Below are 21,924 nucleotides of genomic sequence, written 5' to 3'. Positions count from 1 at the left end.
GGTATTACCTGATGTCGAACCTGTCGTTGTCCATCACCTTCGCCCACGCCTTGGCGAAGTCCTTCACGAACTTCTCCTTGGCGTCGTCCTGGGCGTAGACCTCGGCCAGCGCGCGCAGCACCGAGTTCGAGCCGAATACCAGATCGTTGGCGGTCGCCGTCCACTTGAGTTGGCCCGATGCGCGATCCACACCCTCGTAGACGTTCTCAGCGGAGCCCGACCGCCATTCCGTGTCCATGTCGAGCAGGTTGACGAAGAAATCGTTGGTCAACACTCCCGGCCGGTCCGTGAACACACCGTGCTTGTTGCCGCCATGGTTGGCGCCAAGCGCACGCAGACCGCCGACGAGCACGGTCAACTCGGGCCCGGTGGTGCCGAGCATGTATGCCCGCTCCATCAGGAGTTGCTCGAGCGGAGCCTTCTCACCGGGCCGCACGAAGTTGCGGAAGCCGTCGGCCCGCGGCTCGAGCACCGCGAAGGACTCGACGTCCGTGCTTTCCTGCGAGGCGTCGGTGCGCCCCGGGGTGAACGGAACCGTGACCTCGACGCCTGCGTCCTTGGCGGCCTTCTCGACCGCGGCGGATCCCGCGAGCACGATCAGGTCGGCCAGCGAGACCTTCTTGCCACCGGAGGCCGAGGCGTTGAAGTCCTGCTGGATCCGCTCGAGCACAGGCAGCACCTTGGCCAGCTCGGCAGGCTCGTTGGCAACCCAATTCTTCTGCGGCTCAAGGCGAATCCGTGCGCCGTTCGCGCCACCACGCTTGTCGGTGTTGCGGTAGCTGCCCGCCGACGCCCATGCGGTGTTGACCAGCTGGGCAACCGACAGCCCCGACTCGAGCACCTTGCTCTTCAGCGCCGCGATGTCCTGCTCGTCGATCAACTCATGGTCGACGGTCGGCACTGGGTCCTGCCACAGCTGAGGCTCCGCGATCCACGGGCCCAGGTACCGAGAGATCGGCCCCATGTCGCGGTGCAGCAGCTTGTACCAGGCCTTGGCGAAGGCCTCGTTCAGCTCTTCGGGATGCTCCAACCAGCGACGGGTGATCTCGCCGTAGATCGGGTCCACCCGCATCGAGACATCCGTGACGAGCATCGTGGGTTTACGCGGCGTGCCGCCGAACGGATCCGGAATGACGGCCTCGGCGTCCTTCGCCTCGAACTGCCACGCGCCTGCCGGGCTCTTGGTGAGCTCCCACTCGTACCCGTAAAGGATTTCCAGGTAGCTGTTGCTCCACTTGGTTGGCGTGGTGGTCCACACGACCTCGAGTCCGCTGGTGACAGTGTCGCCGGCCTTGCCGGAGCCGAACGGGCACTTCCAGCCCAGGCCCTGTTGCTCGATGGGGGCGCCCTCAGGCTCGGGACCGATGCCATCGTCTGGGCCCGCCCCATGGGTCTTGCCCAGGGTGTGGCCACCGACGATCAGCGCCGCGGTCTCCTCATCGTTCATCGCCATGCGGCCGAACGTCTCGCGGATGTCGTGTGCAGCCGCCAGTGGATCTGGCTTGCCCTCGGGCCCTTCGGGATTGACGTAAATCAGGCCCATCGTGGTCGCGCCATAGGGCTCGGCGAGGTCACGCTCGCCCGAATAGCGCTTGTCGGTGCCCAACCATTCATCCTCTTCACCGAACAGGATCTCCTCGGGCTCCCACACGTCCGGCCGGCCGAAGCCGAAGCCGAACGTCTTGAAACCTGCCGATTCGAGCGCGACGTTTCCGGCGAACACCAGCAGGTCGGCCCACGAGATCTTGTTGCCGTACTTCTTCTTGACCGGCCACAGCAGCCGACGCGCCTTGTCCAGGTTGGCATTGTCCGGCCAGCTGTTGAGCGGGGCGAATCGCTGCATGCCCTGCCCGCCGCCGCCACGGCCGTCGTGGATGCGATAGGTGCCCGCGGCGTGCCAGCTCATGCGGATGAACAGGCCTGCGTAGCTGCCGTAGTCGGCGGGCCACCAGTCTTGTGACGTAGTGATCACCGACAGCACGTCGGACTTGAGAGCCTCGACGTCGAGCTTCTTGAACGCCTCGGCGTAGTCGAAGTCCTCGCCGAGCGGGTTGGACTGCGGGGAGTGCGGATACAGCGTCGACACGTCGACCTGATCGGGCCACCAGTCCCGGTTCGTCCGGGGCGCATGCGCCTTGGGCTTCGGCGATGCGATCGCCGGGTTTTCGCTCTCGCTCTTACTTGCCGTACCGCTGTCGGGAGCGGGTGGGCGGCTTTCGGATGTATCAGATGACACAGCATTCCTTCCGGGGGTGGGTGAATCGGGCTGTGATCACGGGTGTGATCGGGAAGCTTGGGATGCCGAGCAGTCGGGGCACAGGCCCCAATAGATGACCTCGGCCTCGTCGATAGAGAAGCCGTTGTCGTCCGACGCGACCAGACACGGTGCCTCACCAGTGGCGCAGTCGACGTCTCCGATTGTTCCGCAGGACCGGCACACGACATGGTGATGGTTGTCGCCGACCCGCGACTCATAACGTGCGACAGAGCCGGACGGCTGGATGCGTCGGACAAGTCCCGCCGAGGTCAGCGCGGCCAGTACGTCGTAAACCGCCTGGCGGGATACGTCGGAAAGCTCGGTGCGCACTGCCGAGAAGATCGTGTCGGTGTCGGCGTGCGGATGGGTGTGCACGGCCTCCAGCACGGCAAGCCGAGGGCGGGTGACGCGAAGGTCGGCCGCACGCAGCCGCTCCGTGTAATCCGACATCGAGGGCACGTGACCAATATGTACCCGTTTCTGGAATCAGTCAAGACTTCGCGCGGGTTTATTTTCGCGTTCCGTGGACCGGCAAGACCGTCGGACGTCGTCCACAGCCCTCGAAACTGCTTGACCGCGAACACAATACGCGGCGGGGGAGTGGTCATCACGCTGATCGCAACAGATCGCCGTACCCTCGTCGCCATGGGTTGGTTCGACCGCGCGCGAAAGGCCAGCGCCGGCCAGCGTGTCACCCGTTCGGATGTTCAGCGGGCAATGACCACGTTCGATGAGCTCAACGCGTTGAATGCGGAACGACAACGGCTCATGCGCGACGGTCTCGCCGGCACCGCGACGATCACCGACATCCACGAGAACGTCGCCACCACCTCGATAGGCACCTGGCACGAGTTGGTACTCGACGTGCAGGTGCCGAACCGCGACCCGTATCGCGCCACACGCCGGGTGAGCGTCGAACTTTCGGCATCGCCGCATATCCGCGTCGGCGCGCAGGTGCCGGTCCGGGTGGACCCGCAGGATCGATCGAAAGTACTGGTGAACGCGAGCCCGTAGGTCAGGTTCGCCGCGCGTACCTCTCGACGAATCTGCGCAGAATCGTCGGGGGGTGTTCGATGTTGCGTTGCCGGGCAGACGATTTCAGCGAGTCGGCTGTTTCGGGGGCGAAGTAGCCGTAATCCTTGTAGACGTCTATGCGCGTGCAGATGCCGTCGGCGTCGAGTTCGGGGTGAAACTGCGTCGCATATGCGTTGTCGCCGACGCGGAACGCCTGGACCGGACAGTCGTCCGAGGTCGCGAGGCGCACAACATCGGCGGGAAGGGAACTGGCCGCTTCCTTGTGCCCGCCGTATGCGTCGAACACATCTGGGAGATCTTCAAACAGGGGATCCTCTCGGCCCTCCCCGGTGACTTCCACCGTGACGGAGCCGACCGGTTCGGGGTATGTGCGGTCGATGACGGCGCCGACTGCCGAACCGAGGGTGCCGACGCCGTAACAGCATCCGAGAAAGGGGAAGTCATCGTCGACGATGCGCGCCATCAGTGGCATGAGCTCAGACTCGACGCGTTGTTGGGTCGCCGACTTCGTGTCGGGCGCGTCGCTGATGTTGTACGGTCCGCCGCCCAGGATGATGCCTGACCATTCGCCGAGATCGATCCTCCCCATCTGCTCATGGGTCAACCGGATGCGGCGAAGCCCACGCTGATCGAGTCGGCCGAAGCGCATCATCGCGCGATACTCGTCGTCAGCCGCCGCGTCTTCGGCGCGAATCGACAGGAGCAGAAAAGGGGCGTGGTCGGCGTCTGTCGGCGTGGCGACGCGCATACCGTCGACACTATCGGGATTCGGCCCCGACATTGTCGGAGAGTGGCGGCTGCTCCGCTGGCGCGAACATCGGCAAGGTGATCGGTGGCAGGCCTGGGATCTCGATGACCGGCGGCCCCGGCGTCTCCGACGTCGTTGCTGGGGGTGCCGGAGGTGGGGGTGGCGGGCTTGTCGTAGGCGGTGAACTCGCGGCCGGTGATGCGCTCGGGGTGGTGCTCGCCGTCGGCTCCGGGGTTTGAGTGGCCGTCAGCGGCGTCGCGGCGGGCTCCGGGCTCGGCGGTGGCGGCGGCGTCGGCGGCGGTGGCGGTGGGGGGGCCTCGACATTGCTCGCCGGTTGGCGTCTGGCGCTGCCGGCCATCGGTGCCCAACTCTGGTCGTCATGAACCATGCCGATGCGACACGCCACTTGGCGGCTGCCCGCCGACCAGCTCGCCGGCGTGACCGTGCCGTAGTGAATAGTCATGCCAGTGCCGGCCAAGGTTTCGGGTGCCAGATAGGCGTCGGTCATGTGCGTGCACACGTCCCTGACGAACGCATCCTGCTCCGGCTGGGCCGGCGGCCCGCCCGTGAATCTGTCCGCGAGGTTCGCTGTGCCGGTGATCTCTGCGGCGTGAGTGGCTGCGCAGTCGACTGGGATGTCCGTCGGCTGATTGGTGGCCGCGTCAATGCTCAAACATGTGCCTGCCGGCCACACCTTCGACTGGTCTTGCTCGGCCACCTTTCCCTTGAAGGGAATCGGCTGGCCATTCGGCCCGAGTAACTGCAGTCCGCACAGCAGACGGCGCTCAGCGGCCTGCGGCCCTGCGTTTCCGGGCCAGAGCACTGCGATGGTGAACCTGCTGTCGGGGTCGTAACGGCTGCCGAGATAGCGGCGCACTGTCAGTTGGCATGGTTCTTGGAAGTTGCGCATGTCGACCGGCTCGGCGACCTCGAACATGTGGTCGTCCCTGCAGAACACGAAGCTGGGGCGGTCGGGCGCGTCGGGTGGCCAGTTCAAGCAGGCGCCGCTGGTGGCATTGCCGAACACGACGGTCGCGCGGTGGTTCCCGCTCGTGTCCACGGAATTGGCGGTGTGATTCGCCTCGGTGCGAAGTACGGTGACGATCCCGGCCACCAACAGTCCGCTCAGCGCTGTAATCAGCACCTGGCGGGCTGCCCCGTGCCGTCGAGTGGAACGCCGGGGCTCGTCGGTCAACCCTGCGGTGCCTTCGCTGGTTCGGGAGTCTTCAGGTACAAGCGCGTTCAGTGCGTTCGCCAGGTCGACGGTTTCCTCCTGTGGCGGGGATGCTGACGGGGCGTCCATCACCTGCGCCCGGGCGGGTGGGTCGACCGAAAGTGCGGCCGGCGGCGCAACAGTCTCAGCTGTGCCGCGCTACCCATGGCCGTGAGTCGCGACGGTTTGCCAGGCATGGGCACCTACGATCGCATAGCTGATGCAGTCTCGCCATCCGACGGCTTCAATGCTTCGGTTCTGTCGCCTTGTCGTAATTTACGGCGGCACAAACCTGCGTCGCTCGGGCTGGGCTCGCACGAGCGGGCGGCGGCGGGGGCGGAACCCGTGGATCCCTCTCGCACAGACGTGTCTCGATGTTCATCGGCGCGCACGTCAGCGCCGCAATGGCGTCGTCATCGTGGGCTCCTTGGCGTCGCCTCAAGTTCGAAAGGGTGCGGGCTGACCGACATGGAGTCGGGCTAGTTGCATTTGCAAGCACCGCGGCGGCAACAAGTTACGTTGCCACGCCTGGCTCGACGGGCCCGCAAAGGCCGCCTGACCAGCGACAAACGGACCGAAATATCTACGCACAAGTTAATTAGCAAAGCGTGTTTTCGGCACCAGATCTGAGGATTTCTTAAGGTTTTGGTTTGGAAACCCGGTTGATCATGGCATCCCCCCTTGCAGAAAGTGCCCCGGCAACACCTACGCCGGGCGGGATTGGGACGCAGGAGAGGGAGCCATGAGCGAGAACGGATTGACCCCCGAGGAGCTGCAGGCCGAGATTGGCATCGCGCTTCCCGACAAGGAGGTCGTGTCGATCATCGACGTCAACGCCGACATAAACGTCGGGATAGATGCTGCGTCACCGATCGACTTGTCGGCGGCCGCCAACCTCAATGTCGCGGCACCGATTCAAGCGGGCGCCGGCGCCAACGTGCTGACCTACGGTTCGGGCGCGGACGCGACCGTCACGCACTCGGCGGACGGCGGTGTCGTCATCACGCAGACCATGGACAACGTGACCGCCGACGCAACGTCGATCCAGGACAGCGGCATCGACCAGACGGGCGATACGTCGACCGGCGGCACCGACACGGGCACCGGCACCGATACCGGCACCGATACCGGGGCCACCGTCGACACATCCACGGGTTCGTTCACCGACGGCTCGCTGCTCAATGTGGACGTCAACGTCGACCTCAACGCCGATCTCGCCGCGCCGATCGCCGGCGCAGTGGCGGCCAACGCGAACGTGGCCGCGCCGATCAACGCCGGAGTCGCCGCCAACATCGGCTCGATCGACTCGACCGCCGACGCTGTCTCGATCCAGGACGCGACCATCACGCAGACGATGACCGACGTCCACGCCACCGCCGACTCCGATCAGACGTCCAGCATTGCCCAGGGCACGGACACAACCGGTGGTACCACGGGTGGCACGACTGCCGGCTCGACCAGTACCAGCACCGGTACAAGCGGCGGCACTTCTGGCGGCAGCACCGCCGGATGATGCTGACGGCGAATCGCTGAAGGTATGAGACGAGTGGGAGCACTCTGGTGACCGCGATCGCCGAGGGCGTAGGGCAGGCGGTTCTGCACCGCGCGGACGGTGTCGAGCTGATCGGGGAAATGGCGGGGTCCGGATACCGCACCCCGCCTTCCCTGGTACGCCGCGCCGACGGCCAAACGATTCAACTCACCCCGCTGCTGTACGCGGTCCTGAGCGAGATCGATGGCAGCCGCAGCGCCGCGGAGGTGGCCGCCGCCGTGTCCGAGTCGACCGGTCGGGATGTCAGTGAGGACAACGTTCGCCACCTCGTGGACAAGCAGCTACGGCCCCTCGGATTGCTGGTGCGCGCCGATGGCGGCCAGCCCAAGGTGCAAAAGCGAAACCCGTTGCTGGGCCTTCGGTTTCGCTATGCTGTGACCGATCCCGAGCGGACCCGGCGGCTCACTGGGCCTTTCCGGTTTCTGTTCCGTCCGTGGATGGCCATCCCGATCCTCGCGGCGTTCGCGGTCGTGTGCTGGTGGGTGTTCTTCAGCAAGGGGCTGGCTCATGCCGCATACGATGCGTTCGAACGTCCGGGACTGCTGATCCTGGTCTTCGCGATCACCATCGTGTCGGCGGGTTTCCATGAGTTCGGGCATGCCGCGGCGGCACGATACGGCGGCGCGACGCCCGGGGTCATGGGCTTCGGCGTCTATCTGGTCTGGCCGGCCTTCTACACCGACGTCACCGACTCATACCGCCTCGGCCGCGGCGGACGGGTGCGCACGGACCTCGGCGGCCTGTACTTCAACGCGATAGTCGCCGTCGCGATCGCCGGCTTGTGGTGGTGGTTGCGTTACGACGCACTGCTTTTGGTCGTGGCCACCCAGATCCTGCAGATGCTTCGCCAGCTCGGTCCGATGGTGAGGTTCGACGGCTACCACGTCCTCGCCGACATCACGGGCGTTCCCGATCTCTACTCCCGCATCAAGCCGACGCTGCTCGGCGCGTTGCCGTGGAGGTGGGGTGATCCGCAGGCGCGAGCACTCAAGCCGTGGGCACGCATCGTGGTGACCGCGTGGGTGATGGTCGTTGTTCCGTTGCTGCTATTCACCCTCGCCACGGCGGTCATCGCGTTGCCCCGTCTGATCGGCACTGCTTTGTCGGCCCTAGCCAAGCAGCGAGATGTGTTGACCGGTGCCTGGGCCGACGGCGACATGATCCAAGCCACCGCGCGGGTGCTGGCGATCATCGCGATCGTCATTCCCGTGGCAGGCGTCGTCTACATGATGGTCCGGATCGTCCGGCGCAGTGCACTTTCCGCGTGGCGAGGGACAACCGGCAAGCCGCTCATGCGTGTCCTCGCCATCCTGCTCGGCGGGGCGGTGATCAGCGGGATTGCGTACGCCTGGTGGCCCGGGGATGGCAAGTATCAGCCCATTCAACCCTGGGAGCGCGGCACGGTCGGCGACATCGTGTACGCCCTCGGCGTGAAGCCGATGCCGCACCGAACGGTCAACTACACACCTCGGCCTGCCGTCGCGCCCAAACTCATCAAGGGCCAGCGCGGCGTCATGCGCACTGTCTGGGACATGCGTACCAGGCCGCCGACGTACACCCAGCCTCAACTTGCCGTCATCCTCGTTCCGAAAGGGGTGCCGGGAGCACGGGTAGGAGGTGGCGGTGCCAGCGCCGCGTCGACGACCTTGGACAAGGGCTGGGTCTTCCCGGTCAGCAAGCCACTTGCTCCCAAGCCCGGCGACAATCAAGCGCTGGCGGTGAACACGACCGACGGCACCGTCGACTACGAAGCCGCTTTCGCGATGGTCTGGGAGACCGACGACAACTACGCGAAGAACATCAACGATGCAGAGGCCTACGCGTCGTGCAACAGCTGCGGCGCGGTCGCAGTCGCGTATCAAGTGGTGTTTGTCATCGACAACGACGACACCAATGACAATGTCGCAGCGCCGCAGAACCTCGCCGGTGCCCTGAACTACAACTGCGTCAACTGCCTGACATACGCGCTCGCACAGCAGTTGTTCGTCACACTCGATGAGCCGCTGTCTCCGGACGCCATGGCAGCGCTCGACAAGATCTGGGCCGAGATCGCCGCCTACCAGGACAAGATCGAGGCCGGACAGGTGAAGCTCGATGACATCGACGACCAGCTGCACGTGTACACGAACCAGATCAAGGCCATCGTCGAAGCCGACCAGCCTGGCACGTTCATGACCTCAACGGCGGTCTCGACAACCGCAGCGCCCACCAGCTCACCGACCGCTTCTGTGTCAACTTCCGCTGCGGCGACGGTCGCACCGTCGACAAGTTCTGCGCCGACACCCTCGCCGAGTGCTACGGCAGCCCCGACGCAGACCACGGCTCCGTCCACGTCCACCGCGCCCACGACCTCGGCTGGTTCTACGTCGACCGTGACGACTTCGGGCACCAACTCCACCGCTTCAACCGCGCCGAGTGATTCGACGTCGACGGGCACCGCGTCGGATGGGACCGCATCGGGTGGGACGACATCCGGCGGTACCACGTCGGGTGGCACGGCTACATCGCCGTAAGCCTCAACTCCGCCGGAACGCCGACCGCGTGTCCCACGAGTTGCGGCCGGTATCTCCTTCGGGCCGGCGGGCCACGACGAACTGGGAGATCCCGCGCAATCGCTGGTCGATGTCGATCAGTCCGGCGGCGGCCAGGAACGCGGGGACCGTGGTGCGGTCGAAGATTCGCACGCCGCACACTGTTGCGCCGAGCTCGAGAGCCTTGCGCAGCAGCAAGGATTCGCGACCGTAGCTCGTCATCAGGGCGATCCGTCCGCCGGGTGCCAGCACCCGAACCATTTCCTGCAGCACGCCCAACGGCTCGGGCACGAGATGCAAAGCGGCAAAACAGCACACGACGTCGAATGCGGAGTTGTTGAAGGGCAGGCTGATCGCGTCGGAGCGCATGTAGACGGCGCGGGCGTGACTGTTGTCGCGCACGGCGCGCTCCATCATCGCCACCGAGGTGTCCAGCCCGATGACGAACCCGTCGCCGCTGAGCTGGTCAGCGAAGAAACCGGTGAAGTTGCCTGGCCCGCATGCCACATCGAGGACCCGTTGCCCGCCCCCGAGATCCACTGCGGCGGCGGCTCTTTCACGTTCCGCGGTAATGGACATCCCGTGCAGGCTCATGGCCGCGACCATGATCGGTCGCCAGATGCGCTCATAGATTGCGGCAACCTTCGGGTTGTGCATGGCCCTTCGGGCGATGCTGCGACGGTCCGGCACAGCGGGGCCGAGCAGATCGGTATAGCCATCGCAATAACGCATCGAGCGCAACACGTCATCGCGGATCAGCCCGCGCGCGAGCGCAGGTGTCCACATCGCGTCGGATTCTGACTCCACCCCCGACCGTTGAGCGGTCATACCTAGAGTCACGCACCCGAACGCTGAATGGTTCACGAGGTTCTGCACTGAAATCCTTCACGCTGGCGTCAATTTCGACGCCGAGCCGCTGTCGGTGGTGTCCACCCGCGCAGGCCACCAGATGCGCGAACCGATCACGGTGAACAACGCAGGCACGACGACGGTGCGCACCACGAATGTGTCGAGCAGGATGCCCAGCCCGACGATCACCCCGAGTTGGGTGAGCACGATCAGCGGGAGCACACCGAGCACGCAGAACACCGCTGCCAGCACGATGCCCGCGCTCGTGATCACCGGGCCCGTCGCCGACACCGCGCGCACGATGCCGTCGCGCGTGCCGTGCCCGGGGGTTTCTTCGCGCGCCCGCGTCACCAGGAAAATCGTGTAGTCGACACCCAAAGCGACGAGGAACAAGAACGCGAACAGCGGGGTGGTGTAGTCCAACGCCGGCATGCCAAGGACATGCACGCAGGCCCAGCCGCCCAGACCCAGCGCCGACACCGCGGACAGCACCATGACCGCCACCAAGACCAAGGGCGCCACCGCTGCGCGCAGCAGCACGTACAGCACCACCAAGACGACGGCCAGGATCGCCGGGATGAGCACGTGCCGATCGCGGACCGCGGCGTCTCGCGCGTCAAGTGCCTGCGCATCCGAGCCACCGACAAGGGCCTGCGTATCGGCAGCCTTCACCGAATCACGAAGCGCGCCAATGGTTTTGAATGCCCCCGGCGAAGCGGGGGCGGCATCCAACACAACGGTCCATTGGGTCAGCCCGGACGCCGATGACCCGGCATCGTTCACCGAGACCACGCCCGGTGTCGTTGCGATCGCCCGACGAACATCGGGGGCGCGGGTGGTGGCGCCGACAACGCGGGTGGGGTCGGTAAAGCCGCTCGGGAAGTGCGCGGCAAGTGTTTCGTAACCGGTGACCGATTCGGCCTTTACGCGGAACTGTTCGGTCTGCGACAACCCGATCGGGGTGCCGACCAACCCGAAACCGAACAGGGTGAGCACCGCCACGGTCGCGACGGCCACCCCGGCCGCGTGCCCCGTTACCCACGTGGCGATGCGGTGCCACGCACCGGTGACAGCCGTATCTGCGCCGCCGCGCGGGATGAACGGCCAGAACAGCCGGATGCCGAACACTGCCAGCAGTGGCGGCAACATCAGCAGCACGAGCAGCACCGCGACCAGCAACCCGCAGGCGGCCTGCACGCCGAGGCTGCGGGTGGCAGGCGCAACGGCGAAAACAAGCGTGAACAACGCCAACACCACGGTGGCGTTGCTCGCGACAATCGCAGGCCCGGCGCGGGCGACCGCGGTACGCAGCGCCAACCGGTGATCCTCGCTGTGGGTGAGCTCTTCGCGGTAGCGAGAGATCAGCAGCAGTGCGTAGTTCGTGCCCGCGCCGAAGACCAGCACGCTGGTGATTCCGGACGTCGCGCCGTCGAACGTCAAACCGGTGGCGTGCGACACGGCCGAACCGACCGACGTGGAGAGCCGATCGGCGAACCCGATGACGGCCAACGGAACAAACCAGAGGATGGGGGAGCGGTACGTGACCATCAGCAGAACAGCGACGACCGACGCGGTGACGGCCAGCAATGTGATGTTGGCGTGGCTCATCGCGCCGCCGATGTCCGCGCCGAACGCCGGCCCGCCGGTCAGTTGAGCGCCGAGGTCGTTCGGCAATCCGGCCGCAGCGGACGTGCGCAGCCTGGTGATCGCGTTGTTCAGCGCAAACCCCGACAACTCGGAGGAGATCGGAATCGGCACCGCTGCCACCCGGCCGTCCGGCGAGACCATCAGCGGTGGGCCGTCCTTTGTCGCACTGACCCGTTGCCGGGCGGATTCGGCGGCGCGAAGATCTCCCGGTGTCAGCGCTGATCTGTCGTGGCGGGCCAGGACCAGTATCGCCGGTACGGTGTCTGCACCTGGAAAGACCTTCGATACTTCTGCGGCCCTTGCTGATTCGGACGACGCAGGCAGCTGCAGGGGAGGCTTGTCAGCATCCGTGTTCGATCCTGCCATTGCCATGAAGATTCCGGCACCGACCGCGATCAGCAGCGGGATGAGCCAGGAACGGCGGCCTGTGACCGCGGCAGCGATGCGATCCCACAGGGCCATAGTCAACGACTATTCGCCGCACCGGCGGCACTGGGCAACCGTATGGGTGAACCGGCCTCCCGCGCGAACCGTATTCACGTTATGGACGCTTCCGAGGCGACTCGTAATGGTCAGCGCGCCACGGTGACCGTTGATCGCGATGGCGTCATCCTGCAGTGGGGTGACGCGGTCACCGAGATGGTGGGCTATTCAGAAGGCGAAACCGTCGGGCGCAGCCTCAATGTCATCATTCCGCCCGCTTTCCGCCCGGTGCATTGGTGGGGCTTCGACCGGGCGATGAAGCGAGGTGAGATGAGCGCAGACACGCTCAAGCTCCCGGCGCTATGCAAGGACGGCCGAATAGTGGTTGCGCACGCAACGATTCAGTTGATTCCCGGCAAGAACGGAGAAACCGAAGCCGCCGCGGTGACATTTGTCGGCGTCGGGCCGAGATGGCAAGGCACGGCGTGGAAAGCCGTACTCACGCCGATCGACGTCGCACGCCGGATCATGCACCGGGACCGAGACGAGCGCTAGGCAATCGGCGCAATCGCCGCGACGACATGCTCGCTAGTCCTACCGTGAAGACATGACAGAGCAGTCACCCGCGGTCGTGGTATCGCATCCGCCGGATGCGTTGCTCAAGGCCGTCAACCCGATCCTTCGGTTTCTGTTACGCACTCCGATCATGGGGGCCGGACGCGACAAACTGATGGCCGTCAGCTTCACCGGCCGCAAGACGGGTCGCCGCTACGCGATTCCGTTGAGCGCGCACCGGATCGACGGCACCCTGTACGCGTTGACCTCCGCGCCGTGGAAGTGGAATTTCCGCGACGGCGCCAGCGCGGAGGTCTTGCACAACGGGAAATCGACGACCATGCGCGGTGAGCTGATCACGGATCGTTCGGTGGTCGCCGACCTCTCCCGACGGTGCGCAGAATCGTATGGCGTCAAGACCGCAGAACGCATGATGGGATTGAAGTTCCGTGATCAGCGTGTGCCCACGCTCGACGAGTTCGCCGAGGCGGTCGATCGAGGAGGGCTCGCCGCGGTCCGACTGACCCCGGCTGACACCAGCCGCTAGTCCTCCTTGCGGATCAACCGCCACAGCGCTTCGCGGTCGGGTGCCAACAGTTCCTCGATGCGCTCGTGGTTCAAGTCGGCGACGACGATCTCGCCGACCTCTTGATAGACGTCGCGGAAGATGCCGTGCGACTTCATCTTCTCCGTCTGATACAGGTTGTCCTCGGTGGGCGTGACGTAGTACACCGCGTCGGCCTTGAAGCGGTTGATAAGCCACAGGTGGACCAGCGTCATCAGCCGCTTCTGACGCAACTTCTCGGAAAATGTGTTCTGGTCGCGCACCGTCAGGATGCTGCGGCCGTGCCGATCCTTGATGGGGTCGACAATCACGTTGGCGAGTTTCTCCTCCTCGCCGCCGTCGCGTTCGCCGTAGATGCCGAGCTCCAGCACATCCGATCCGGGGCGCGTTGGCCGCAGCTGCACACGCAGCTTCTCGCCGAGTTGGTAGTGATCGCTCCACATCGCCAGCCATTCCTCCAGCAGCTTCTTCGGCACCTCCGTCTGCACGAGGTGCTGATGCTGTGTGGAGCCCTTGCCCATCGCCTTGGTCGTCGCTGTGCGGCCGGACGAGGCGGCCAGCGCGGCGTCGCTGCGCGGCCCGCCGACCAGGGTTTGCGGTGTGCGATACGGCGACTCGACCAGACGCAGCTTGCGCTGCAGACGAGCCAGCGACAGCATGCCGTCCTGTTTGAGCGCGGTCGCGAATTCCTCGGCGGCGACGCCGTCGATCTGATGTCCGCCGTAGGTCATGAAGTTGAAGACGAAGCCCATCTTGCCGAGTTCCTCAGGGAACTTTCGCATCTCGTCGTCACTCATCCCCGTGGTATCCCAGTTGAACGAGGGGGACAGGTTGTAGGCCAACATCTTGTCGGGGAACTCGGCGTGGATCGCCTCGGCGAACTCGCGCGCGTCGGCGAGATCCGCGGTCTTGGTCTCCATCCACAGGATGTCGGCGAACGGTGCCGCGGCGAGCGACTTGGCGATCGCATACGGGATGCCACCGCGAAGCTGGTAGTAGCCCTCGGGCGTCTTCGCCAACTCGGGATCCCACTTGGCCACGACGCCGAGTTCCTTGGCCCTCTCGCGGGCGGTGTACAGCGACGCACGCTTGGCGAATACCCGCCATTCCTCGACACTCATGTCGAGCTGTTCGCCTTCGTTCTCGGCGAATTCGAGCAGTTCGGCGATGGCCTCGCCGTACGTCTGTAGGGCGGCATCGTTGTCCCAGGCCTCGATGAACCGCGACTCGACTTGGTCGTACAGTTCGTCGTTCGGCGGAGTTCCGTGCTCGAGCCAGATGGCTGCCGCCTCGGCGATCGCGTCTACCAGGCCCTGACGTTCCAGCCAGGCGCGTGCGGTGGTGTACTCGCCGTCGGCCAGCGAATACAGCATGAAGCCGTTGAGCTCCTTGACCCCTTGGTCGTAGAACTCGCGCATCATCGCCAGGAAACAGGCCTTGTACGACGGAATCTTGAGGTTGGTGGCGCCGAGCAGGAACGGTTGGTCGCGCTCGTCTGCGCGGCTGTCGATCAGGTTGGCGGCCTCGGCGTCGGTCCGCGCGACGATGATGCCGGGCACGCCCATCACGTCGAGCTGGAAGCGAGCGGCGTTGAGGCGCTTGATCTGTTCGTCGGATGGCACCAGGACCTTGCCGCCCTGATGGCCGCACTTCTTCGTGCCGGGGCGTTGGTCCTCGATGTGGTAGCCGGGCACGCCGGCTTCGACGAAGCGGCGAATCAGGTTTCGTACGTGGGGATCTCCGCCGTGACCGGTGTCGGCGTCGGCGATGATGAACGGGCGAAAGTCGACCGCCGGCGTCGCAGCGCGTTGCTGTTCGGTCATTCGCAGGCGCAAGTACTGCTGATTGCGGTCGGCGGTGAGAAGGGCGCGCACCAGACCGGCGGCCTCATCGGGTACCTGGCTGAGGGGATAGCTGGCGAGATCGGGCCCGGGATCCTCGCTGGTGGACCCTTTCGCGGACGTCGCCCAGCCACCCAGGTAGATGCCCTCGATGCCCATGCGCTTCATCGTCACCGCTTGGCCCGGTGAGTAAGGACCGAAGGTGGTGATGCTCCTGCGATCGGCGAAGAGCTCGCGCAGGCGATCATAGAATGCGGCCGCGGCCTCTCGCGCGACGATGTAATCGCTCGGTATCGTGCCGCGCTGCTCTACGACCTGGCGGGCCGTGTAGAGCCGAATGATTCCGTCGAAACGCGGGCTGTCGAAATACCGCTGCGTGGCGGCGACATCCCGGTCGAACGGTGTCTGCGGCTGGGCATCCGCTTCGATGATGGCCATCGGTTCACGCTCCTCGCTGAGCCAGTTCCCCCTGCGGTCTCTCGACTCGAGACCACTCCATCACCCGACAATACGACGCCGGTGTTATGGCGTTGCCGTAATCCTCATCGAGAGGTGGGCGCGCGCTAGGTGGCGATACGGTTGGCTCATGACGCGCGACGACGTGCTCGGTCTGTGCGCCGATTTTCCCGGAGCAGTCGAGGAGTATCCCTTCGGGGACGGCGTCGCCGTGTTCAAGGTCGGCGGCCGCATTTTCGCCCTCGTCGCGTTGGACGGAACCCCCGGCAGCGTCAGCCTCAAATGCGACCCGGGGCTGGCTCTGGAGTGGCGCGCACGCTATGCGGCCGTTCGTCCCGGCTATCACCTGAACAAACGTCATTGGAACTCAGTCGAACTCGACGGCTTAGTCGACGATGACGAATTGCGTGAAATGATCGACCACTCTTACGACTTGGTCGTCCGCCGACTTCCGAAGGCGATACGTGATCGGCTCGAGTGATCCCCTGATTTCGTGGCTGCTGGACTCCGATCCAGCACTTCGCTGGCAGGTAGAGCGCGATCTTGTGCACGAGCCCCCAGATGTCTGGGAATCGACGCGAGCGAGGGTCTCCACGGAAGGCTTCGGCGCGCGGCTGCTCGAGCGCCAAGATCCGGACGGGCAATGGGCGGGCGGCGCGTTCTTTCCCGCGGATTTCGACTTCGACGGTCCCGAGGCGGCAGACGGCGCCGGGCAGCCCTGGACCGCGACGACGTGGACGCTGAATTCGCTTCGGGAATGGGGATTTGATCCTGCTGTCCTGCGCGCACGCCGCACGGCCGAGCTTCTCGCCGAGAACAGCCGGTGGGAGTACGAGGATCGGCCCTACTGGAGCGGCGAGGTGGACTGCTGCATCAACGGTTGGACGGTCGCGAACGGCGTGTGGCTCGGCGCGGACGTCGACTGCATAGTCGACTGGTTCCTCGAACATCGCCTGCCCGACGGCGGCTGGAATTGCGAGTGGGTCGAAGGTTCGACACGATCGTCGTTCCATTCGACCCTGAACTCACTCAAGGGCCTTCTCGCCTATGACGCCGCGACGGGAGGGACGGACGCGACTCGGGCCGCGCGCAAGGCGGGGGAGGAATATCTCTTGCAGCGCGGGTTATTTCGGCGTCTGTCGACGGGTGAGCCGGTGGCACCGTGGGTGGATCGCTTCGCCTATCCGTTTCGGTGGTCCTACAGCGTCCTCAATGCAGCGGAGTACTTCCGTGCGGTCTCGCTGCTCGACGGCACGACGCCTGATCCTCGGATGGCTGATGCGATCGGATTGATCAGGGCCGCGAGACGTCCGGATGGCACCTGGCTGCAGGGCCGTCGGCACCCTGGCCGGGTGTGGTTCGAGGTCGACGTGCCCGCGGGTGAGCCATCGAAATGGCTGACCTTGTTCGGGATGCGCGTGCTCGCGTGGTGGGACCCGGCAACGCGGTAAGGCGGTCGAGGCTGCACTGAAATCTGCTGCGACACAGAACGATAACGAATACGTGTCGGCCGATCACAATGAGCCTGCAACCCGGTCACGGTACGAAAAAGAATCAGGCCACGGGGCACAATGCGGCCTCGCGGTAAGGCAGGCTCTTGTTGCAAGACTGATTCAAGTGACTCTTGTGAATTCAATATGGTGTGGCAGCGCACGTGCGAGTCCACCCAATGACGCCCAAGATAGGGGATTTGGAATGAGACGCATCTGCGCCGTCGCCATCGGTCTGCTGTTGGTGGTAGCGACGCCCGGCCTCGCTAGCGCCGACCCGTGGAACGGGACGCGCCAGCAGGCCATCAACTATGTGATCACCCGCGCGCTATCTCAGCGTGGCGTTCCCTTCGCCTACGGCGGCGGGAACGTGTCAGGTCCGAGCCTCGGCACGGTCTCGGCTCCAAGCGCTGTGGTCGATCAAGCCGCGGGGACCGTCGGGGTCGATCCCCTCAGCCCGGCTCCTCTGCCCGCGGCTGTCCCGGCTCCTGCCACTGAGCCTGCCCCGACGACGACGGCCGTCGGCTTCGACGCCTCCGGGCTCATCGTGTATGCGTTCGCGGGTGTCGGCATCAAGATGCCGCGTTCCTCGGGTGAGCAGTACAAGGTCGGCCGGAAGGTTCTGCCGGCGCAGGCGCTGCCCGGCGACCTGATCTTCTACGGTCCGGAAGGCACCCAAAGTGTTGCGTTGTTCATCGGGAATGGACAGATGGTGGAGACCACCGATTCGGGGGTTGCAGTGTCGCCGGTCCGCACCAACAACATGACGCCGTACTTGACGCGGATCATCGAGCAGTGATGGAGACTCGGCCCTAGCTCGCACCAGGAATCCGCGAGAGGCACGTTTTGCAGGCCTGCACTTGTACTTTGTCTGCAAAACGTGCGTTTCGAGAGTTTGCGTGGCGGGGATCAGGCCGCTATGCGACGGCCGGCCTGCTCGAGCAGATCGTGGACGATCGGCACATGCTGAGGCTCGGTCGCCGCCCAGATTGTCCGCGCGATCGGGTTGTCGTGTTGCACAAATGTGGCGAACAACAAACCATTTGACTCACGCTTGAAGAGCAGCTCACCGGGCATTCCAATCAGCGACGAGCGGCCAAGCAACACGAAATCAGGTGTGCGGGAGCGGATCTCCCAACCGAGCACGGAGTCTGTCGATCTGTTCAGGGTCGGAATCAGGCCGATCGCGGACCAGCCCAACATGAGCTTGGCCTTGACCGCAATAGGCGCGTCCTCGAGAACCGCTTTGAGCCAGTCGGAAGCCGTCGGCTCCTGTGCCGCATCAGCTTCGAGCAGAAACGCGTCCTCGTAGTCGATGCGAGACAACGTGCACAGCGCTCGTGCAGCTTCCGGCATTGCGATTTGGCGAGCGGTGGGATTCTTCAATGTGTCCATGGCGGCGCCTGTCCTTGTTCCGCTTGTCTGTACAGTACAGTACTGTATGGATACGCAATGCTGGTTGTCAACGGTAGGCTTCAGCGGAAAGTGAGGAAATATGCCCGCTGTTACCCGGACCCCTCGCACGAGCTGGATCGATGCTGGTTTGCGCGCACTCGCGGCGGGCGGCCCTGATGCGGTGCGCGTCGACGTCCTCGCTCAGGAGCTGGGTGTCACCAGGGGCGGCTTCTACTGGTACTTCGGCAGCCGGGAGGCCTTCCTCGAGGAGATGCTCGACGAATGGGAGCGCCGTTGCACTGTCACCACGCTTGAGCAGGTCGAGAGCGAAGGTGGTGATGCCCGCGAAAAGGTTTGGCGCGCAGGCATGCTCACCTTCTCCAAAGATCTGCTGCCGATCGACCTCGCCGTGCGCGATTGGGCCCGTCGCGACCGGGCTGTCGCAAAGCGGCTGCGCCGCGTCGACAACCTCAGGATCGATTACCTACGCGCTCTGATCGGCTCGTTCTGCCCCGACGAGGATGAAGTCGAAGCGCGAAGCATGCTCGCGTTCTCGTTGGCGATCGGCAACCACTTCATCGCCGCCGACCACGGCGGCCGTAGCCGTAAACAGGTGCTGGAAATCGCCAAGAAACATCTGCTCGCCTAGCAGCGGTGCTGTCCCGTGTCGAACTGTTGTTGCGGCACAATGCATTTCATGTGTCACTCAGTATGCTCGCGCGATGTAAGCCAGCACGCCCGTATCGTCTTCTGTTTCGGGCAGCGAGCCGTCGCTGAGTCGTAAGCACCGCACCGTGAGGCCGCTGGTGGCGAGGTCTTGTTCTCCGGCGGCGCCGACCGACTCCCATGGCAAGCGGGCGACGCCCGTTTGCGCGATGTCACGCGCCTGCTCGAGGGTGGTGCAGTCGGAGGTGATGCCGTCACGGCGTGCGGTAGCCGCGTCGAGCATGTCCGTCTGGATGTGGACGGTCAGCCGCTGTGCTTCGTCGACGACGTCGTCCATCGCGACCTTGGTCTTGTCGCGAGTGTCCCGGCGGTAGAGGAGTGCGGTGTTCTCGGCGAGGTCGCGAGGGCCGACTTCCACGCGGATCGGTACACCTTGCAAATCCCAATCGGTGGCCCGCCAGCCGAACGCCTGGGCGACGTTGTCGTCAAGTTTTGCCCGTATACCCCGCGCATTGAGCTCGTCAACCACGGCAGACGCTGCGCGAGTGACCGCACCATCGCCGTCTTTGACCACCACGACGGCGACTTGCACAGGCGCCAACGCCGGCGGCACGACGAGTCCGAAGTCATCGCCGTGGCACATGATCAGTCCGCCCAGCATGCGAGTCGACGCGCCCCACGACGTCGTCCAACACAGCTCTGTCGCGCCTTCGGCGTTGGAGTAACCGATGTTGAAGGCGCGGCTGAACCTCTGACCCAGCTCGTGCGACGTGCCCATCTGCAGCGCCTTGCCGTCACGCATGATGCCCTCGCACGTCATGGTGTTTTCCGCGCCGGCGAACCGCTCCTTGGCGGTCTTGCGGCCAACGATCACCGGGACGGCCAGCACGTTGCGCATGAAATCCTGATACACGTCGTGCAGGATGCGGCGCGCATATTGTCGCGCATCGGTTTCCGTCGCATGCGCGGTGTGGCCTTCCTGCCACAGGAACTCGGTGGTGCGCAAGAAGATTCGCGGTCGTAGTTCCCACCGCACCACGTTGGCCCACTGATTGAGGAGCAGCGGTAGGTCGCGGTAACTATCGACCCATTTGGCCATGTATTCACCGATGACAGCTTCGCTTGTCGGGCGGATGGCAAGCGATTCGGTCAATTCCTTACCGCCGCCATGGGTCACGACGGCAAGCTCAGGGCTGAACCCCTCGACATGCTCTGCCTCGCGTTCGAAGAAGTGCATCGGGATGAGCAACGGGAAGTAGGCGTTTTGTGCGCCGGCGGCCTTGATCCGTGCATCGATCTCCGCCTGCATCCGTTCCCATATCGCGTAGCCGTTGGGCCGGATGACCATGGTGCCCCGCGCCGGACCGTTCTCGGCGAGCTTGGCCTTGGTCAAAACGTCTTGGTACCACCGCGGAAAATCTTCTTGCTGTGGGGTCAGCACTGCCATCTGGACGTCTCCCATCACCAAGATTGGACCTGGTCGATCGTACTGAGTGCCGCGCCGCAACTACGCGCGCGGCAGAAGCGAAATCTTCTGCCAGATCTTGTTGGAAAGCTCGGTGGTGAGGTTCTCGATGTAGGAGATGGTTTCGAGCACCACGCCGTCGGTGGTGTGCTCGCCACCTAGCGCCGCAGTCTTGGCGGTGAGGCTCAACATCTCCGAGCAATAGCCGAGGTAGTGGTAAAGCTGGTCGGCGTCCAGCCCGTGCAGCACACTCTGTGCGGTCGGCACGTATGTCGGGTTCAGCTGCTCCGGATCCTTGGAGAGCTGATGCATGTCGATCACATGCGCCAGCGAGCGCAGCCGATGGAGCATTCGCAACAACGAGCGGCGCTCCAGGCGTTCGGGGAAGGCCCAGAGGAACACCACCGCGATGGCGGCGAACACTAGGTCGTTGACGAAACTCTCCACGAGCGGCACCCAGTCCGCTGTGTGGGCGAGGCCTTCGATGACGGCCGAGCGCAGGGTGAACGCGAGCGCGATCACCGTTGCCGCGACGATCGTGATGCTTCCCGCGCGGGCAGCCATGGTCATGCGGCGCAAGCGAGCGTGCGATTGGCCCGCTTCGCTCTGGATCAGAACGACGAGGTCGCCAAGGTCGCGGGCGGCCTTCGTCAGTCCGCGCTCGCCGAAGCGTGCGTGGATACGGCGTTCGAGCTGCGCCACCGTGCTCTCGACGTGGTCGGCTGCCAGCTGTACGTGGTCTCCGGCTGGGCTTGTCGACGCCACGTCACGACTGTAGGGGACCGATGTGCCCGTACCGTCGGCTTTGTGCGGTGGATCGTCGACGCCATGAACGTGATTGGGAGTCGCCCCGACGGCTGGTGGGCGAACCGTCATGGCGCCATGCTCGCGCTGGTCGATCGGCTCGAGCAATGGGCATCGGAAGGCCGTCAGGTGACAGTGGTGTTCGAGCGGCCGCCGTTGCCGCCGATTCGCTCGTCTGTGATTGACATTGCGTACGCGCCGAAGGCAATCGCGAACGCGGCCGACGACGAGATCGTCCGGCTGGTGTCGGAGGACGTTCGACCAGAGGCGATCACCGTCGTGACGTCGGACGCCGCGCTGGCCGATCGCGTACGAGACGCAGGAGCGTCGGTTTCACCTGCGGCGAGCTTCCGCAACCTCATTGATCCGCCGCGCTGACCGTCGCCGCAAAGATACAGCCGGAGGCGGAATTGCCCTACGTAGCAGCCCGGG

General features: G+C 64.9%; 20 protein-coding genes. 10 read left to right on the top strand and 10 right to left on the bottom strand.

Going from position 1 to position 21,924, the window contains the following annotated elements:
• Window positions 1–4: 4 nt before the first annotated feature.
• A complete protein-coding gene (gene katG, locus ACWW36_RS24320; RefSeq protein ID WP_456138503.1) occupies window positions 5–2,236 on the bottom strand; it encodes a catalase/peroxidase HPI in 2,232 nt (743 codons plus the stop codon).
• Window positions 2,237–2,272: 36 nt separating this feature from the next.
• Entirely contained in the window at window positions 2,273–2,716 is a 444-nt protein-coding gene (locus tag ACWW36_RS24315; RefSeq protein ID WP_456138502.1) for a Fur family transcriptional regulator, read from the bottom strand.
• A 186-nt stretch (window positions 2,717–2,902) separates the two neighbouring features.
• On the opposite strand from ACWW36_RS24315, the gene ACWW36_RS24310 reads away from it, so the two are divergent.
• Window positions 2,903–3,271 (top strand): hypothetical protein, encoded by a 369-nt coding sequence (locus ACWW36_RS24310; protein ID WP_456138501.1) that lies wholly within the window; start codon window positions 2,903–2,905, stop codon window positions 3,269–3,271.
• A gap of 1 nt (window position 3,272) precedes the next feature.
• Here the strand turns inward: ACWW36_RS24310 and ACWW36_RS24305 are convergent, their stop codons facing one another.
• A complete protein-coding gene (locus tag ACWW36_RS24305; RefSeq protein WP_456138500.1) occupies window positions 3,273–4,040 on the bottom strand; it encodes a glutamine amidotransferase in 768 nt (255 codons plus the stop codon).
• Between the two features lie 10 nt (window positions 4,041–4,050).
• A complete protein-coding gene (locus tag ACWW36_RS24300) occupies window positions 4,051–5,343 on the bottom strand; it encodes a septum formation family protein (RefSeq protein ID WP_456138499.1) in 1,293 nt (430 codons plus the stop codon).
• A 652-nt stretch (window positions 5,344–5,995) separates the two neighbouring features.
• Between ACWW36_RS24300 and ACWW36_RS24295 the strand changes: the two genes are divergently transcribed.
• Both ACWW36_RS24295 and ACWW36_RS24290 read left to right on the top strand, forming a co-directional pair.
• A complete protein-coding gene (locus ACWW36_RS24295; RefSeq protein WP_456138498.1) occupies window positions 5,996–6,766 on the top strand; it encodes a peptidoglycan-binding protein in 771 nt (256 codons plus the stop codon).
• A 47-nt stretch (window positions 6,767–6,813) separates the two neighbouring features.
• The gene (locus ACWW36_RS24290) at window positions 6,814–9,318 is read left to right on the top strand and encodes a hypothetical protein (RefSeq protein WP_456138497.1); all 2,505 of its coding nucleotides are present in this window, start codon (window positions 6,814–6,816) and stop codon (window positions 9,316–9,318) included.
• A 3-nt stretch (window positions 9,319–9,321) separates the two neighbouring features.
• On the opposite strand, the gene ACWW36_RS24285 is transcribed toward ACWW36_RS24290, so the two are convergent.
• Window positions 9,322–10,164 (bottom strand): class I SAM-dependent methyltransferase, encoded by an 843-nt coding sequence (locus ACWW36_RS24285; RefSeq protein ID WP_456138496.1) that lies wholly within the window; start codon window positions 10,162–10,164, stop codon window positions 9,322–9,324.
• A gap of 57 nt (window positions 10,165–10,221) precedes the next feature.
• Window positions 10,222–12,294 carry an MMPL family transporter gene (locus tag ACWW36_RS24280; protein WP_456138495.1) on the bottom strand — a complete coding sequence of 691 codons (2,073 nt, stop codon included), beginning with the start codon at window positions 12,292–12,294 and terminating at the stop codon, window positions 10,222–10,224.
• A gap of 81 nt (window positions 12,295–12,375) precedes the next feature.
• On the opposite strand from ACWW36_RS24280, the gene ACWW36_RS24275 reads away from it, so the two are divergent.
• Window positions 12,376–12,810: a PAS domain S-box protein gene (locus tag ACWW36_RS24275; protein ID WP_456138494.1), complete on the top strand. Its 435-nt coding sequence runs from the start codon at window positions 12,376–12,378 to the stop codon at window positions 12,808–12,810.
• 52 nt (window positions 12,811–12,862) lie between these two features.
• The gene (locus ACWW36_RS24270) at window positions 12,863–13,357 is read left to right on the top strand and encodes a hypothetical protein (protein ID WP_456138493.1); all 495 of its coding nucleotides are present in this window, start codon (window positions 12,863–12,865) and stop codon (window positions 13,355–13,357) included.
• Here ACWW36_RS24270 and aceA read toward each other — a convergent pair.
• A complete protein-coding gene (gene aceA / locus ACWW36_RS24265) occupies window positions 13,354–15,654 on the bottom strand; it encodes an isocitrate lyase ICL2 (protein WP_456138492.1) in 2,301 nt (766 codons plus the stop codon). The genes ACWW36_RS24270 and aceA overlap by 4 nt on opposite strands.
• A gap of 148 nt (window positions 15,655–15,802) precedes the next feature.
• Here aceA and ACWW36_RS24260 point away from each other — a divergent pair, with 148 nt between their 5' ends.
• The 3 genes from ACWW36_RS24260 (at window position 15,803) to ripD (ending at window position 17,961) form a co-directional block, all read left to right on the top strand.
• Window positions 15,803–16,153: an MmcQ/YjbR family DNA-binding protein gene (locus tag ACWW36_RS24260; protein WP_456138491.1), complete on the top strand. Its 351-nt coding sequence runs from the start codon at window positions 15,803–15,805 to the stop codon at window positions 16,151–16,153.
• The gene (locus ACWW36_RS24255) at window positions 16,137–17,123 is read left to right on the top strand and encodes a squalene cyclase (protein ID WP_456138490.1); all 987 of its coding nucleotides are present in this window, start codon (window positions 16,137–16,139) and stop codon (window positions 17,121–17,123) included. Before ACWW36_RS24260 ends, ACWW36_RS24255 begins: the two co-directional genes overlap by 17 nt.
• 244 nt (window positions 17,124–17,367) lie before the next feature.
• Window positions 17,368–17,961: an NlpC/P60 family peptidoglycan-binding protein RipD gene (gene ripD / locus ACWW36_RS24250; RefSeq protein ID WP_456138489.1), complete on the top strand. Its 594-nt coding sequence runs from the start codon at window positions 17,368–17,370 to the stop codon at window positions 17,959–17,961.
• 110 nt (window positions 17,962–18,071) lie between these two features.
• Here the strand turns inward: ripD and ACWW36_RS24245 are convergent, their stop codons facing one another.
• Entirely contained in the window at window positions 18,072–18,557 is a 486-nt protein-coding gene (locus ACWW36_RS24245) for a hypothetical protein (protein WP_456138488.1), read from the bottom strand.
• Window positions 18,558–18,657: 100 nt separating this feature from the next.
• On the opposite strand from ACWW36_RS24245, the gene ACWW36_RS24240 reads away from it, so the two are divergent.
• Window positions 18,658–19,206, top strand: coding sequence for a TetR/AcrR family transcriptional regulator (locus ACWW36_RS24240; RefSeq protein ID WP_456138487.1), 549 nt, complete (start codon window positions 18,658–18,660; stop codon window positions 19,204–19,206).
• Window positions 19,207–19,263: 57 nt separating this feature from the next.
• Here ACWW36_RS24240 and proS read toward each other — a convergent pair whose 3' ends face one another.
• Window positions 19,264–20,685, bottom strand: coding sequence for a proline--tRNA ligase (gene proS / locus ACWW36_RS24235; RefSeq protein ID WP_456138486.1), 1,422 nt, complete (start codon window positions 20,683–20,685; stop codon window positions 19,264–19,266).
• Window positions 20,686–20,730: 45 nt separating this feature from the next.
• On the bottom strand, window positions 20,731–21,453 hold the full coding sequence (locus ACWW36_RS24230) for a hypothetical protein (RefSeq protein ID WP_456138485.1): 723 nt from the start codon (window positions 21,451–21,453) through the stop codon (window positions 20,731–20,733).
• A gap of 42 nt (window positions 21,454–21,495) precedes the next feature.
• Between ACWW36_RS24230 and ACWW36_RS24225 the strand changes: the two genes are divergently transcribed.
• Entirely contained in the window at window positions 21,496–21,870 is a 375-nt protein-coding gene (locus ACWW36_RS24225) for an NYN domain-containing protein (RefSeq protein WP_456138484.1), read from the top strand.
• The last annotated feature ends 54 nt before the right edge of the window (window positions 21,871–21,924 follow it).

The organism is Mycobacterium sp. MMS18-G62 (genome assembly GCF_053877835.1).
Note: the sequence above shows the minus strand (reverse complement) of the source record. Positions and strands in the feature narration are given on the sequence as shown.

Coding starts and splice junctions, on each gene's coding strand:
- ACWW36_RS24310 (WP_456138501.1), top strand. CDS start 2,903: ATGGGTTGGTTCGACCGCGCGCGAAAGGCCAGCGCCGGCCAGCGTGTC.
- ACWW36_RS24305 (WP_456138500.1), bottom strand. CDS start 4,040: ATGCGCGTCGCCACGCCGACAGACGCCGACCACGCCCCTTTTCTGCTC.
- ACWW36_RS24300 (WP_456138499.1), bottom strand. CDS start 5,343: ATGGACGCCCCGTCAGCATCCCCGCCACAGGAGGAAACCGTCGACCTG.
- ACWW36_RS24295 (WP_456138498.1), top strand. CDS start 5,996: ATGAGCGAGAACGGATTGACCCCCGAGGAGCTGCAGGCCGAGATTGGC.
- ACWW36_RS24285 (WP_456138496.1), bottom strand. CDS start 10,164: ATGACCGCTCAACGGTCGGGGGTGGAGTCAGAATCCGACGCGATGTGG.
- ACWW36_RS24280 (WP_456138495.1), bottom strand. CDS start 12,294: ATGGCCCTGTGGGATCGCATCGCTGCCGCGGTCACAGGCCGCCGTTCC.
- ACWW36_RS24275 (WP_456138494.1), top strand. CDS start 12,376: ATGGACGCTTCCGAGGCGACTCGTAATGGTCAGCGCGCCACGGTGACC.
- ACWW36_RS24270 (WP_456138493.1), top strand. CDS start 12,863: ATGACAGAGCAGTCACCCGCGGTCGTGGTATCGCATCCGCCGGATGCG.
- aceA (WP_456138492.1), bottom strand. CDS start 15,654: ATGGCCATCATCGAAGCGGATGCCCAGCCGCAGACACCGTTCGACCGG.
- ACWW36_RS24260 (WP_456138491.1), top strand. CDS start 15,803: ATGACGCGCGACGACGTGCTCGGTCTGTGCGCCGATTTTCCCGGAGCA.
- ripD (WP_456138489.1), top strand. CDS start 17,368: ATGAGACGCATCTGCGCCGTCGCCATCGGTCTGCTGTTGGTGGTAGCG.
- ACWW36_RS24245 (WP_456138488.1), bottom strand. CDS start 18,557: ATGGACACATTGAAGAATCCCACCGCTCGCCAAATCGCAATGCCGGAA.
- ACWW36_RS24240 (WP_456138487.1), top strand. CDS start 18,658: ATGCCCGCTGTTACCCGGACCCCTCGCACGAGCTGGATCGATGCTGGT.
- proS (WP_456138486.1), bottom strand. CDS start 20,685: ATGGGAGACGTCCAGATGGCAGTGCTGACCCCACAGCAAGAAGATTTT.